This window comes from Caulobacter sp. 17J65-9, from assembly GCF_010975005.1.
GTDB lineage: Bacteria > Pseudomonadota > Alphaproteobacteria > Caulobacterales > Caulobacteraceae > 17J80-11.
This window is the reverse complement of the sequence record NZ_JAAIVC010000007.1, coordinates 48,147-60,155: the sequence shown is the minus strand read 5'-3', so window position 1 is coordinate 60,155 and position 12,009 is coordinate 48,147. Positions and strand designations below refer to the sequence as shown.

The following is a 12,009-nucleotide window of genomic DNA, read 5'->3' as shown; positions in this document are numbered from 1 at the left end:
GCCCGCCACGTCGCAGATCGGGACGTCGAGCCGGTCGAGCGGGCGACCGAGACCGGCGGCCTGCCGGTGCCGGCCGGACCGGTGCGGGTGCACGCGCCCGAACCGGCGCCCGGCGGCGGCGGCGACGCCTTCGCGGCCCAGCTCATGGGCCAGGGCGGCCAGAAGCGCGGGCTGAAGGGCGGCAAGGAAGTGCTCGACCAGGCCAGAACGACCTACCTCGGGACGGAATATTCCGGCGCCGCCGACCGGCGTGCGCCGAAGGGCCGCGTCACCAAGACCGAGGTCTGATCGCTTAACCACGATGCGGCCGGCCGCGCGCCGCGGCGACGCTCGGCGGGGCGTGAAGAACTACAGAATTTTCAGACAGTTAGACGGACGGGCGCGGCGCTCTGGCCGATCTGTCGCGTTTGTCCCGTCCTACCGGAAACGAGTGGCGCCGCCCTTGCATTAAGAACTGGGAAACCATGTTCTAAAAGGGAACTGCGCCATGGCCACGCTGACCACCGCCGTCGTCCGCTCGCTGGACGTGTGCCTCGTCGCCCTGCTTTTCGTGGCCTTCAGCTGACCTGAAGCCCTCACTCGCCCGCGAAGTCGAAGTCCTTGCGGGCGGTGATGATGGTGACGATGAAGCCGGCCAGCACGTCGAGCAGGACCATCATCGAGATCAGGAAGAAGGTCGAGGTCGCGAAGCTCTTCAGCAGCAGGAACTCGACCAGGCAGACGATGAACAGGATCATCGACAGCGAGTGATTGACGATGGCCACCTTCTGGCTGGAGGTGGACTTCAGCAGCTCGAAGAACAGCAGGACCAGCGACAGCAGCACCAGGATGTCGCCAGCGCCCACCTGCCAGGAGCCGCCCGAGGCCATCGGGATGCTGAACAGGCCGTGCCGCAGACGCTCGTCGGCCGCCAGGCTGTTTATCCCGCCCGCCATCTGCAGCAGGGCGAAGACGTTGTAGAGCACCACAGGGATGAGCAGCAGCGGAAACGCGATCAGCATCGGCGGGCACTCCCCTCGGCGTCCTTAACGCCCAAGGTTAATACCGCCGTTCCGCTAAAAGCGCCACCTTTCGTCCCGGACGGGAAATCCTACAGCACCGTCTTGGCGACGATCGAGGCGGCGGTGAAGGCCAGGAACACCGCGAAGGCGCGGCGCAGGGTCATGCGGTCCAGCCGGTGCGCCAGCTTGGCGCCGTAGGGCGCGACCGCCGTGGTCAGCACGCCCATGACGATGGCGGCCGGCACGTTGACATAGCCCAGCGACAGCGGCGGGCGGCCCGCCGCTTCCCAGCCGAAGGCGATGAAGCCCAGGGTGGCCGGCACGCCGATGGCCAGGCCGAAGCCCGAGGCGGTGGCGATGGCCTGGTGGATCGAGCGGCCGCTCAGGGTCATCAGCATGCCGCCCAGCGCGCCGCCGCCGACCCCCATCATGGCCGACAGCAGGCCGATGCCGGTCCCCAGCACGCGGCGCAGCCAGCCGACCGGCAGGTCCGGCGCCAGCCGCCAGCTCTCCTTGCCCAGGCCCATCTGGGCGGCGACCAGCATGACGCAGATCCCGTAGATCACGCCCAGCGCCTCGTCCGAGGCCATGCCCGCCAGCGCCGCGCCGACCGCGCCGCCCAGGCCCACCCAGGGCGTCCAGGCCCGCAGCACGACCTCGTCGACCGCGCCATGGATGCGGTGAGCGCCGAGCGAGCGGATGGAGGTGGCGATGATCACCGCCAGCGAGGTGCCGACCGCGGTGTGCAAATTGCCCTCGCCGCCCAGGTGCAGGACGCTGAAGGCGTAGAACAGGGCGGGCACGATCACGGTGCCGCCGCCGACCCCGAACAGGCCCGCGATCAGGCCGGCCAGGACGCCCGCGCCCACGGTCGCGACGATCAGAAGCGCGATCGCGCCGACGTCCATTGTTCACGCCCCCGGAACTGACCGGGCCTGCCTAGCGCGTCAGGCCAGCCGGGTCACGCGCGCGACGTCAGAATTTCAGGCGGAAGCCGGCGTGCATGGCGGTCCCGGGCGCGAGTTCGGTGACGTCCGAGCGGCTGCGTTCGCCCGCCTCGGCCGCCTCGATCCGTCGGCGTTCGTCGGCCTGCGCCGGGGCCTGACGTGCGGTCGTCTCGGCGGCGGGCGCGCTTACCTGCGGCTTCGGGTGCTCGCCGCGAGCGAACACGGCGCCCAGCAGGGCCTGATCGGCCTGATGATCGGAAGGCGTGACGGGAGCGGCCGCAAAAGCGGTCGAGCCGGCGGCGATCACGGCCAGCGCGAGGGCGCCGGCGAGAGCGATGCGAAACGACATGGGACGAGAAAGACCGCCGATCGGCGGCCGGCTCAAGCCACCGAAAGGTCGCGCGTCGGCATGTCCGCCACGGCCGCCAGCGCGCGGTCCAGCACTTCGAGGCCGGCGCCCGGGCGGATCGACTCCACCGTCAGGATGCGCCGCCAGGCCCGCGCGCCGGGCCGGCCGTGCATCAGGCCCAGCATGTGGCGGGTGATGCCCGCCAGGTGCTGACCTTCGGCCAGGCGGGCGGCGATGTAGGGCCGATAGGCCTCCACCGCCTGGAACGGATCGACGTCCGCGCCTTCGCCGAACATCCGCCGGTCGGCTTCGCCCAGCAGGGCCGGCTCGTGATAGGCGGCGCGGCCCAGCATGACGCCGTCGACGTGGGCCATGTGCGCCTCGGCCTCGTCCAGGTTCGCGACGCCGCCGTTGATCACCACGGTCAGGTCCGGGCGCTCGCGCTTCAGCCGATAGACCAGCGGATAGTCCAGCGGCGGGACGTCCCGGTTCTCCTTGGGGCTGAGGCCCTTCAGCCAGGCCTTGCGGGCGTGGACCACGAAGACGCGCACGCCGGCGGCGGCCGACAGGTCGACCAGGCGGAACAGGCTTTCCTCCGGCGCCTGGTCGTCGACGCCGATGCGGCATTTGACGGTGGCCGGGATCTTCACCGCGTCCGCCATGGCGGCCATGCACTCGGCCACCAGCTCCGGCTCGCGCATCAGGCAGGCGCCGAAGCGGCCCGACTGCACCCGGTCGGACGGACAGCCGACGTTGAGGTTCACCTCGTCGTAACCGAGGTCCTCGGCGATCCTGGACGCCTGCGCCAACTCCTTCGGATCGGAGCCGCCCAGCTGCAGGGCGACGGGATGCTCGACCTCGGAAAAGCCCAGCAGCCGCTCGCGGTCGCCGTGCAGCACCGCGCCCGTCGTGACCATCTCGGTGTAGAGCAGCGCCTTGCTCGACAGGACGCGGTGGAACGCCCGGCAATTGCGGTCGGTCCAGTCCATCATCGGGGCGACGGAAAAGCGGCGGTCGAGCGTATCGGTCATCGGCCGACATCTAGGCCGGGCGGGCCGCCGACGGAACCCCGCCCGCGTTTGGCCGCAGGCGGGGCCGCCCTAATAGGCCTCGAAGGTGTCGAGCCCGATCAAATCGAAAACGCCCGCGACGCTCTTGGCCGCGCGCACCTTCGCGACCCTCGTCTCTATCGTCTCCTCATCTTCGCCCTCAGGCCCATAGATGTCGGGAGACGCCTCTATGGCGGCGCACGCGCGCTCCAATGCCTCGGCGAGCGATACGGGCGTGAGTTCGTCGAGGTCGTGCTCAATGCGGGACTGCGGGGCCGCAGTCAGGACGGTCCACAGCAACCAGGAAGGGAACCTCCCCTTCCTCCCGGTTCGCCGGACGGACCTCACGACCCACCGCCGCCCATCCGAGTCGATCAGCTCCATTCCGAGCTGCATGTCCTTCTTGAGCGTCAGCGGACCGCAAGTCGTCAAAGCGTCCAGGTCCTGGAATCCCCAGATGTCGCGATCCGGCGTGAATCCCAAGACCGGGAAGCTGAACTTCGCCTCAGCCGTCTTCATGCCCCCGTCCTCCAGAACATAGAGGGAACATTGTTCATTGAGCGCATGAAGGCAAGTCCCGCCACCGTCCGCTGAAACCCCTCGCCCCCTCCTCCGGTTGGAGCATTCCAACCCGAGGAGGCGTCCGACATGCAGGTGCGTGAGATCATGACCCGCGGGGCCGAGCTGATCGATCCCGACACACCGCTGCGCGAGGTGGCCAAACGCATGCGCGTGGAGAACCTCGGCGCCCTGCCGATCGGCGAGAACGACCGGCTGATCGGCATGATCACCGACCGGGACATCGTCGTGCGCGGCGTCGCCGACGGAAAGGTCGAGGGCACGGTCGCCCGCGAGGTGATGTCGGAGAAGGTCTACTACTGCTTCGAGGAAGACGACCTGGACGACGCCGCCGACGTCATGGCCGAGCACCAGGTGCGCCGCCTGCCCGTGCTGGACGACGGCAAGCGGCTGGTCGGCATGGTCTCGCTGGCCGATCTCGGTCTCAGTGGCTCGTCGACGGCCGCCAGGCGGGCGCTTCAGGGCGTGTGCGAGCCCAGCGACACCGACCGGCGCTGAGGCTCAGTCGCCGCCCGTCTGGGCCGCCTGCAAGGCCGCGGCGATGCGGGCGGCCAGCTGCTGCTTGTCGAAGGGCTTGGCCAGCACCGGGCCGGCCCAGGTGCGGGCGACCGCCTCGGCGTCCATGTAGCCGCTGATCAGCAGCACCGGCAGGGCGGGGTGCGAGACGCGGATCCGCTGCGCCGCCTCCGCCCCGGTCAGGCCCGGCATGGCGTGGTCCATGATCACCAGCCGGGGCTCGGCGCCGGCGTCGAGGCGGGCCAGGGCGTCGGCCGCGTCCACCGCCTCCTCGGGCTCGCTGCCGAGGTCGCGCAGCAGGTCCGCCGTGGCGCTGCGGACGTCGCGGTCGTCGTCCACCAGCAGCACCTTCAGACCGGCGAAGTCGACGGGCGCGGCCTCGACCGGCTCCGGGTGCGCCTTCTCCGCCGGCGCGGCGACCGGCAGGTAGACGTGGAAGCGGGCTCCGCAGCCCGGCGCCGTGTCGACCCGGATGCCGCCGCCCAACTGCTTCACCACGCCCAGCACCTGCGGCAGGCCCAGGCCCGATCCGGCCCCGACCGGCTTGGTGGTGAAGAACGGCTCCCAGATACGGGCCAGCACCTCGGGCGTCATGCCCGAGCCGGTGTCGGCCACGGTGATGCGGACGTAGTCGCCGGGCGCCGGCGCCTCCAGCCGCGGGTCGGGTCCGCTCACCCGCTCGCGCGCGGTCTCGATCAGCACCTCGCCGCCTTCGGGCATGGCGTCACGGGCGTTGATCGCGAGGTTGAGCACCACCAGCTCCAGCTGGGTGCGGTCGGCCATCGCCCAGAGCGGATCGGGGCTGAGCTCGGCGCGCACGCGCGTGGCGCCGCCCAGCGCGCTGTCGAACAGCACGCGCAGGCCCTCGATCACGGCGTTCACGTCGAGCGGCTCCGGCTCCAGCCGCTGGCGCCGCGCGAAGGCCAGGAGCTGGGCGGTCAGCTTGGCGCCGCGCTGGGCCGCCTGGCGGGCGTTGGCGACGTACTTCTCCAGGGCCTCGTCCTTGATCCGCTTGCCCAGCAGGTCGAGGTTGCCGATCACCGCGGTCAGCAGGTTGTTGAAGTCGTGGGCGACGCCGCCGGTCAGCCGGCCCAGCGCCTCGACCTTGCGGGCCTGCACCAGCCGCTCGGTGGTCTCCTCCAGCTCGCGGGAGCGTTCGACCACGCGCGCTTCGAGGGTGTCGTTGAGCTGACGCAGTTCGGCCTCGCGCGCCTTCAGCTTCAGCGACGCGCCGTGCAGCGCCTCTGCGACCGCGTCCGTCTCGCGCAGGCCGGTGGCGAGACGGGGCGCCGCGCCGCCGCGCCCCATGGCCTCGGCCGCGCCCTCCAGGCTTTCGACCGCCCGGGTCACGCCGCGCGCGAACCACACCGTCAGCAGCGCGCCCAAGGCCAGCAGGGCCAGGCAGAGGACGAAGGTCATTATCAGGGATCGCGAGAGGCTGCCGGACACCTCGGCCCGCGGCACCCCGACCAGGAAGGTCCAGCCGGTGACCGGCGAGCGCCTGTGCGCCACCAGGGTCTCGCGGCCGTCGAGCGAGACGCTGTCGCCGACGCCTTCCGGGGACTTGCGAATGCGCTCGAGGATGTCCGGCGACGCCGACACGCCCTCGAACCGCTCAGCCTCGACGTTGCGCGCGATCACCACGCCCTTGCGGTCGACCAGCGTGCCGTACCAGCCCGGCGGCAGCCGCTGCTCGGCGATCACCGCGTTCGGGGCCGACGGGCGCATGGCGATGGCCAGGATGTAGGGGCGCCCGCCCGGTCCCTCGGCCAGGGTGGCGAAGGCGATGACGCGGCCCTTCTCCACCATGCCCTGCAGCAGGTCGGAGACGTAGGTCTCCCGCTCGCGCAGGTCGATGTCGGCCGGCAGCCGCATGCGCGGCAGGGGCTCGCCCGGCTTGGCCAGGGTGTTGACCAGTTGCTGGCCGTCGAGGTCGGCGACCACCACCCACTTGTCGTCGTGCGGCACCGCCCTGCGGGCCTGGCTCTCGAAGGCGGCGAGATCGCCCGCCTTCAGGTGCGGCGACAGGGCCAGCACCTGCAGCACGCCGGTCACCTCACGAGCCTTGCCGTCGATGGCCAGGGACATGGCCCCGGCCGTCTCTGAGATCTGCCGCTCGGTGGAGGCGCGGTGGCTGCGGTAGGCGTCGACGATCAGCAGGGTCGCCGCCAGGGCCGCGGTCAGCACCAGGGCGATGGTGAGCAGGGTCAGGCGGCCGCGGACCGAGCCCAGCAACTGGCGCCACCGCGAAACGCGGACCGGCGGGCGTTCCGCTTCTGTCGCTTGCGTGGCGCCCGTCGCCGTCATGCACAATCCGATCTCGACGAAGGACCCTATCCCGGACTGGAACAGTGTTCGACCGGGATAACGCCTCAGACGTCGAAACGGACTCCCTGAGCGAGCGGCAACTCCTTGGAATAGTTCACCGTCTGCGTCTGGCGACGCATGTAGGCCTTCCACGCGTCCGAGCCGCTCTCGCGACCGCCGCCGGTCTCCTTCTCGCCGCCGAAGGCGCCGCCGATCTCGGCGCCGGACGGGCCGATGTTGACGTTGGCGATGCCGCAGTCGCTGCCGGTGGCCGACAGGAAGGCCTCGGCCTCGCGGACGCTGTCGGTGAACACGCAGGACGACAGACCCTGGGGCACGGCGTTCTGCAGCTCGATCGCCTCGTCGAAATCGGTCCAGGTCAGGACGTAGAGGATCGGCGCGAAGGTCTCGTGGCGGACGATGGCGCTCTGCGCCGGCATGCGCACGATGGCCGGTTTCACATAGGCCCCGCCGAGGCCGGTGTCGGCCCGGCCGCCGCCGACCACCACCTCGCCGCCCTCGGCCTTGGCGCGATCCAGCGCCGCCTCGAATGCCGTGGCCGACGCCTCGTCGATCAGCGGACCGACCAGGGTGTCGCCCTCCAGCGGGCTGCCGATCTTCAGGGTGGTGTAGGCGCCCTTCAGGCGCTCGACCAGGGCGTCGGCGACGCTGGCGTGGACCAGCAGGCGGCGCAGCGTGGTGCAGCGCTGGCCGGCGGTGCCGACGGCCGAGAAGGCGATGGCGCGCACGGCCATGTCGAGATCGGCCGACGGCGTGACGATCATGGCGTTGTTACCGCCCAGCTCCAGCAGGGAGCGGCCGAAGCGCTCGGCCACGCGCGGGGCGACGGCGCGACCCATGCGGGTCGAGCCGGTGGCCGAAACCAGCGGCACGCGCGGGTCGTCGACCAGGGCCTCGCCCACGGCCTGGGCGCCGACCAGCACCTGCGACAGGTGGGCCGGGGCGTCGCCGAAGCGGGCGGCGGCGCGGTCGAAGATCGCCTGGGTGGCCAGCGCCACCAGCGGGGTCTTCTCCGACGGCTTCCAGATCACGCTGTCGCCGCAGACCAGTGCCAGAGCGGCGTTCCAGCACCACACGGCGACGGGGAAGTTGAAGGCCGAGATCACCGCGACCGGGCCCAGCGGCTGCCAGCGTTCCAGCATGTGGTGACCGGGGCGCTCGGACGGCATGGTCAGGCCGTACAGCTGGCGCGACAGGCCCACGGCGAAGTCGCAGATGTCGATCATCTCCTGGACTTCGCCCAGGCCCTCGGAGCGGATCTTGCCGGATTCCAGGGTGACCAGCAGGCCCAGGTCGTCCTTGGCCTTGCGCAGTTCCTCGCCCAGCAGGCGGACCAGCTCGCCGCGGCGCGGGGCCGGGACCTTGCGCCAGGCGCGGAAGGCGGCGTCGGCGCGGCCGACGGTGTCAGCGACCTGGGCGGCCGACTGGGTGCGGACCGCGGCGATCTCGGCGCCGTCGACCGGAGAGCGCACGGCCAGGTCGCCGCCTTCGAAGGCGGCCCGCTCGACGCCGAGACGGTCCAGAATTTCGCGCGCCTGTTCAGCCGTGGTCATGTCGCCTCTCCGATACTCCGGGTGAGGGCTTAGCGGTCCACGGGCGATTCCGGTAGCCCGTCAGTCGCCCTTGGGCCGGACGTCCTCGGGACGGAAGAACATGGCCAGGCTCAGGCTCTGGCCGATGCGCGCGGCCTTCTCGCGCAGGACCTGGGCCTGGGCGGGCGCGAACAGCTCGTCGGCGGTCTCGCCCCATAGAAACAGCCAGCGATCGAACATGCGCGGCTCCAGCGGCAGCTTCATGTGCGCCGGCATCGGCCGGCCGCGATACCGGCCGGTGGCGAGCGTCACCGACGACCAGAAGTCGGTCAGCTTGGCCAGGTGCTCGGGCCAGTCGTCGATCGCCGCCTCGAACACCGGGCCGATCAGCGGGTCGCGGCGGACCTTGTCGTAGAAGCGCTCCACCTGCAGGGCGAGGGCTTCGTCGGTGATCTCGGTCGCGGGCGTCATGGCCGGCCGCTTCCCACACCGCGCGCGCGACCGCAAGCGAGCCCCTTGCGCGCGCCGCCGGGCGAACGATGATACGGCCGAGCTCCCACCCTCGGATGTCCGATGCGCGCCGCCGTCGCCCTCGCCTGCCTGTTGTTCGTGACCGTCGACACCTGCGCGAGCGCGTCAGCGCCCCTGCCGACACCGAAGCGGCCGCCGACGCCCAGTCCGGCCGGGCTGGTGCCCCTGCCCTGCGACGGCTCCGAGCCCTTGCGCCCGGCCCACGGCTTCTACTGCCTGGGCGACCGCAACTACGTCACCCCCCAGGCGCGCCAGGCGATCATCCGGACGGCGCGAGCGGTCCACAAGGCCTATCCCGACACGGTCGTGACCTTCATGGACGCCTCGTGGCCCAGCGGAAAGAAGCCGTTCCCGCCGCACCTGAGCCACGGCGACGGCCGCCAGATCGACCTGGCCCTGTTCTACGAGAGCAAGGACGGCCGTCGCCTGCCGAAGCCGCCAGGCTCCATCAACGGCTACGAAGACTTCGAGCCGCGGCCCGTGGCCGAACCCGATCCGTGCCCGGGCAAGTGGAAACACCGTCGGCCCGATCCGCCCAAGTCGCGGACCTGGCGGCTGGACGAGGGGCGGTCGGAGTTCCTGACCCGCACGCTGATCAAGGAAGGCCAGGTGCGCCGGGTGCTGATCGAGCCGCACCTGGAAAAGCGGTTCGGCCTGTGGGGGAACGCCAAGGCGCGCTTCCAGGGCTGTCACGCCGCCCGCCACGACGACCACCTGCACGTCGACTTCAGATAGGGTGCGGCAAGGTGCGTCTTGAATGAGAACGCACCATCCTGTAATAATCTCAGTTGCAGTTTCGAAGGCACGATTTCGGCAACACCGAACGTGACTTATTTTCGAAGCGGCGCCTTAAACCGCACGCAACCATCCCTATCTTGGGTCGTTGACGGGGAACGGGCGACTGACCGCGCTGGGGTGGCGCGGCCGGCTTCACGGCTCTCCCGACCACGTGACCGCCCGGGGAGTAAGGTCCATGGCCAACAATTCGCTCGCCGTCATCTCGCCGGAAGGCGGGCTGTCTCGGTATCTCACCGAGATCCGCAAGTTCCCGATGCTGACCAAGGACGAGGAGTTCATGCTCGCCAAGCGTTGGCAGGAGCACGAGGATCCTACGGCCGCCCACAAGCTCGTCACCTCGCACCTGCGCCTCGTGGCCAAGATCGCCATGGGCTATCGCGGCTACGGCCTGCCGATCGGCGAAGTGATCTCGGAAGGCAACGTCGGCCTGATGCAGGCCGTGAAGAAGTTCGATCCGGACAAGGGCTTCCGCCTGGCGACCTACGCCATGTGGTGGATCCGCGCCTCGATCCAGGAATACATCCTGCGCTCGTGGTCGCTGGTGAAGATGGGCACGACCGCCGCGCAGAAGAAGCTGTTCTTCAACCTGCGTAAGGCGAAGAGCCAGATCAGCGCCTTCGAGGAAGGCGACCTGCGTCCCGACCAGGTCGAGACCATCGCGACCAAGCTGGGCGTGACCCACGACGACGTCATCTCGATGAACCGGCGCCTGGCCGGTCCGGACGCCTCGCTGAACGCGCCGCTGCGCTCGGACAGCGAGAGCGAGTGGCAGGACTGGCTGGCCGACGACACCCAGGTGTCGCAGGAAAGCCAGATCGCCGAGAGCGAAGAGCGCAGCCTGCGCATGGGCCTGCTGCAGGAAGCCATGCAGGAGCTGACCGACCGCGAGCGGCACATCCTCACCGAGCGCCGGCTGAAGGACGAGCCGACCACGCTGGAGGAACTGGCTTCGCAGTACGGCGTCAGCCGCGAGCGCGTGCGCCAGATCGAGGTGCGCGCCTTCGAAAAGCTGCAGAAGGCCATGCGCGCCGCCGCCACCGAGCGGAACCTGGTCGACGCGTAAGCTTCAAGCCCGACTGAAACGGAAAGGGGCGCGCCGCCGGCGCGCCCCTTTTTCTTTGTCCTCACCGAAACCCGTCCGCGGTCAGCACGCCGAAACCGATCTGGTCTTGCCGGTGGCCAGCATGATCCCTGCGCTGCACGCGTAAGTGCCGTCGCTATGGCTGAAGCACTCCAGCCCTCCGGCCGACTTCTGCCTCATGCCTTCTTCGCAGGGGCTGTCGACGGCCTTGGCCTGCATCGCGTCATAGACGCGCTTCGCGCTCTCCCCGTCCCAGAACAGCCCGACGCGATCGGACTTCTGGTCGGGCGCGGGATCAGTCATGGACTCGCCGGTGATGACGAGCTGACCGGTCAGCTTCGAGAGTTCGTTGGGCTGGGCCGGCGTCGTATCCTGAGCCGCCAAAAGGGCCAGACCGATCAGCACGCCGCGCATGTCGGCTTACGCCACCCGCGCCTGCTGCGGGGCGTTGGCGGCGAACAGGCCGGTGACGGCGCCGACCGGGCCTTCGACGTCGGCGCGGGTCAGGCGGTCGCTGGCCAGAGCCAGGTCGAGCTGGGCGGCGGCGACGGCCAGTTGCACGTGGCTGCCCTCGACGGCCAGCTGCTTCAGGGTGACGGCCTGCTGGCGCAGGGCGCGGATCGCCTGGCCGGGGTCCTGGTCGAACTGATTGACCGCGGCGCGCAGGATGCGGACGGCCTGGTCCATGGCCTGGGCCTGGGCTTCGCCGGGGGTCTTGGGCTTGTCGGCGTTGCGCTTGCGCGGGCCGGCGTATTCGGCGGAGTTGAAGCGGCGGCGGTCCGGGCCGACGTAGCCGACCGCCTCGATCCAGTCGCGCGGCTTCAGCGACACCGCCTCCAGCCGCTTCAGCAGGTCGCCGGCGGTGAAGGGCTTGCGCAGGAATTCGTGCACGCCGACGTCGCGGGCGCCCTTGATCGACTGAACGGTCGCCTCGGCGGTGACCATGATCACCGGCGCGCGGCGGCAGGCCATGTCGCTGCGGCGCAGCTTGCGGGTGAAGGCCAGGCCGTCCAGCCGCGGCCCCGCGAACTCGATGAAGACCAGGGTCGGGTCGAAGTCGCGGGCCAGGCTGAGCGCGGTCTTCTCGTCCGGCTCGATCATCAGGTTCTTGCCGCCGAGCGCGCGCGCCAGATCGGCCAGCACCTTGGCCGAGGCCGGCTGGGGATCGACGATCAGCACGCTGCGCAGATGCGGCGCAAAGTGCTGAATGAGTTTCGGATCGGCCGCGAACACGGGGAGACTCCCTTACACGGACGTAGGGATACCCGCGTACGGTAAAGACGGCCTTTACGACTGGC

Annotated in this window: 14 protein-coding genes; 4 read left to right on the top strand and 10 right to left on the bottom strand. The window is 70.3% G+C overall.

Annotated features, from left to right (window positions below; translation table 11 throughout):
• The first annotated feature begins 81 nt into the window (after positions 1-81).
• Positions 82-288 (top strand): hypothetical protein, encoded by a 207-nt coding sequence (locus tag G3573_RS02750; protein ID WP_346427329.1) that lies wholly within the window; start codon positions 82-84, stop codon positions 286-288.
• A 287-nt stretch (positions 289-575) separates the two neighbouring features.
• Here the strand turns inward: G3573_RS02750 and G3573_RS02745 are convergent, their stop codons facing one another.
• From G3573_RS02745 to G3573_RS02725, 5 genes are all read right to left on the bottom strand, one after another.
• Positions 576-1,001 (bottom strand): hypothetical protein, encoded by a 426-nt coding sequence (locus G3573_RS02745; protein ID WP_163259318.1) that lies wholly within the window; start codon positions 999-1,001, stop codon positions 576-578.
• A gap of 89 nt (positions 1,002-1,090) precedes the next feature.
• On the bottom strand, positions 1,091-1,909 hold the full coding sequence (locus G3573_RS02740; RefSeq protein WP_163259317.1) for a sulfite exporter TauE/SafE family protein: 819 nt from the start codon (positions 1,907-1,909) through the stop codon (positions 1,091-1,093).
• 67 nt (positions 1,910-1,976) lie between these two features.
• On the bottom strand, positions 1,977-2,297 hold the full coding sequence (locus tag G3573_RS02735; RefSeq protein ID WP_163259316.1) for a hypothetical protein: 321 nt from the start codon (positions 2,295-2,297) through the stop codon (positions 1,977-1,979).
• 32 nt (positions 2,298-2,329) lie between these two features.
• Positions 2,330-3,328, bottom strand: coding sequence for a tRNA dihydrouridine(20/20a) synthase DusA (gene dusA, locus G3573_RS02730; protein WP_163259315.1), 999 nt, complete (start codon positions 3,326-3,328; stop codon positions 2,330-2,332).
• A gap of 69 nt (positions 3,329-3,397) precedes the next feature.
• Positions 3,398-3,865, bottom strand: coding sequence for a hypothetical protein (locus G3573_RS02725; protein WP_163259314.1), 468 nt, complete (start codon positions 3,863-3,865; stop codon positions 3,398-3,400).
• A 129-nt stretch (positions 3,866-3,994) separates the two neighbouring features.
• Here G3573_RS02725 and G3573_RS02720 point away from each other — a divergent pair, with 129 nt between their 5' ends.
• The gene (locus G3573_RS02720) at positions 3,995-4,423 is read left to right on the top strand and encodes a CBS domain-containing protein (RefSeq protein ID WP_163259313.1); all 429 of its coding nucleotides are present in this window, start codon (positions 3,995-3,997) and stop codon (positions 4,421-4,423) included.
• A 3-nt stretch (positions 4,424-4,426) separates the two neighbouring features.
• Here the strand turns inward: G3573_RS02720 and G3573_RS02715 are convergent, their stop codons facing one another.
• The 3 genes from G3573_RS02715 to G3573_RS02705 form a co-directional block, all read right to left on the bottom strand.
• Complete coding sequence (locus G3573_RS02715; protein WP_163259312.1) at positions 4,427-6,676, bottom strand: ATP-binding protein; 2,250 nt, start codon at positions 6,674-6,676, stop codon at positions 4,427-4,429.
• Between the two features lie 137 nt (positions 6,677-6,813).
• The gene (locus tag G3573_RS02710; protein WP_163259311.1) at positions 6,814-8,322 is read right to left on the bottom strand and encodes an aldehyde dehydrogenase family protein; all 1,509 of its coding nucleotides are present in this window, start codon (positions 8,320-8,322) and stop codon (positions 6,814-6,816) included.
• 60 nt (positions 8,323-8,382) lie between these two features.
• Positions 8,383-8,772 (bottom strand): group III truncated hemoglobin, encoded by a 390-nt coding sequence (locus G3573_RS02705; RefSeq protein WP_163259310.1) that lies wholly within the window; start codon positions 8,770-8,772, stop codon positions 8,383-8,385.
• Between the two features lie 102 nt (positions 8,773-8,874).
• Between G3573_RS02705 and G3573_RS02700 the strand changes: the two genes are divergently transcribed.
• Entirely contained in the window at positions 8,875-9,567 is a 693-nt protein-coding gene (locus tag G3573_RS02700; RefSeq protein WP_163259309.1) for a hypothetical protein, read from the top strand.
• A gap of 238 nt (positions 9,568-9,805) precedes the next feature.
• On the top strand, positions 9,806-10,693 hold the full coding sequence (gene rpoH, locus G3573_RS02695) for an RNA polymerase sigma factor RpoH (RefSeq protein WP_163259308.1): 888 nt from the start codon (positions 9,806-9,808) through the stop codon (positions 10,691-10,693).
• A gap of 81 nt (positions 10,694-10,774) precedes the next feature.
• Here rpoH and G3573_RS02690 read toward each other — a convergent pair whose 3' ends face one another.
• Both G3573_RS02690 and G3573_RS02685 read right to left on the bottom strand, forming a co-directional pair.
• A complete protein-coding gene (locus tag G3573_RS02690) occupies positions 10,775-11,125 on the bottom strand; it encodes a hypothetical protein (protein ID WP_163259307.1) in 351 nt (116 codons plus the stop codon).
• 6 nt (positions 11,126-11,131) lie between these two features.
• Positions 11,132-11,944, bottom strand: a complete 813-nt coding sequence (locus tag G3573_RS02685) for a response regulator (protein WP_163259306.1) — start codon at positions 11,942-11,944, stop codon at positions 11,132-11,134.
• Between the last annotated feature and the right edge of the window lie 65 nt (positions 11,945-12,009).

Coding starts and splice junctions, on each gene's coding strand:
- G3573_RS02740 (WP_163259317.1), bottom strand. CDS start 1,909: ATGGACGTCGGCGCGATCGCGCTTCTGATCGTCGCGACCGTGGGCGCG.
- G3573_RS02705 (WP_163259310.1), bottom strand. CDS start 8,772: ATGACGCCCGCGACCGAGATCACCGACGAAGCCCTCGCCCTGCAGGTG.
- G3573_RS02735 (WP_163259316.1), bottom strand. CDS start 2,297: ATGTCGTTTCGCATCGCTCTCGCCGGCGCCCTCGCGCTGGCCGTGATC.
- G3573_RS02710 (WP_163259311.1), bottom strand. CDS start 8,322: ATGACCACGGCTGAACAGGCGCGCGAAATTCTGGACCGTCTCGGCGTC.
- dusA (WP_163259315.1), bottom strand. CDS start 3,328: ATGACCGATACGCTCGACCGCCGCTTTTCCGTCGCCCCGATGATGGAC.
- rpoH (WP_163259308.1), top strand. CDS start 9,806: ATGGCCAACAATTCGCTCGCCGTCATCTCGCCGGAAGGCGGGCTGTCT.
- G3573_RS02720 (WP_163259313.1), top strand. CDS start 3,995: ATGCAGGTGCGTGAGATCATGACCCGCGGGGCCGAGCTGATCGATCCC.
- G3573_RS02725 (WP_163259314.1), bottom strand. CDS start 3,865: ATGAAGACGGCTGAGGCGAAGTTCAGCTTCCCGGTCTTGGGATTCACG.
- G3573_RS02700 (WP_163259309.1), top strand. CDS start 8,875: ATGCGCGCCGCCGTCGCCCTCGCCTGCCTGTTGTTCGTGACCGTCGAC.
- G3573_RS02745 (WP_163259318.1), bottom strand. CDS start 1,001: ATGCTGATCGCGTTTCCGCTGCTGCTCATCCCTGTGGTGCTCTACAAC.
- G3573_RS02690 (WP_163259307.1), bottom strand. CDS start 11,125: ATGCGCGGCGTGCTGATCGGTCTGGCCCTTTTGGCGGCTCAGGATACG.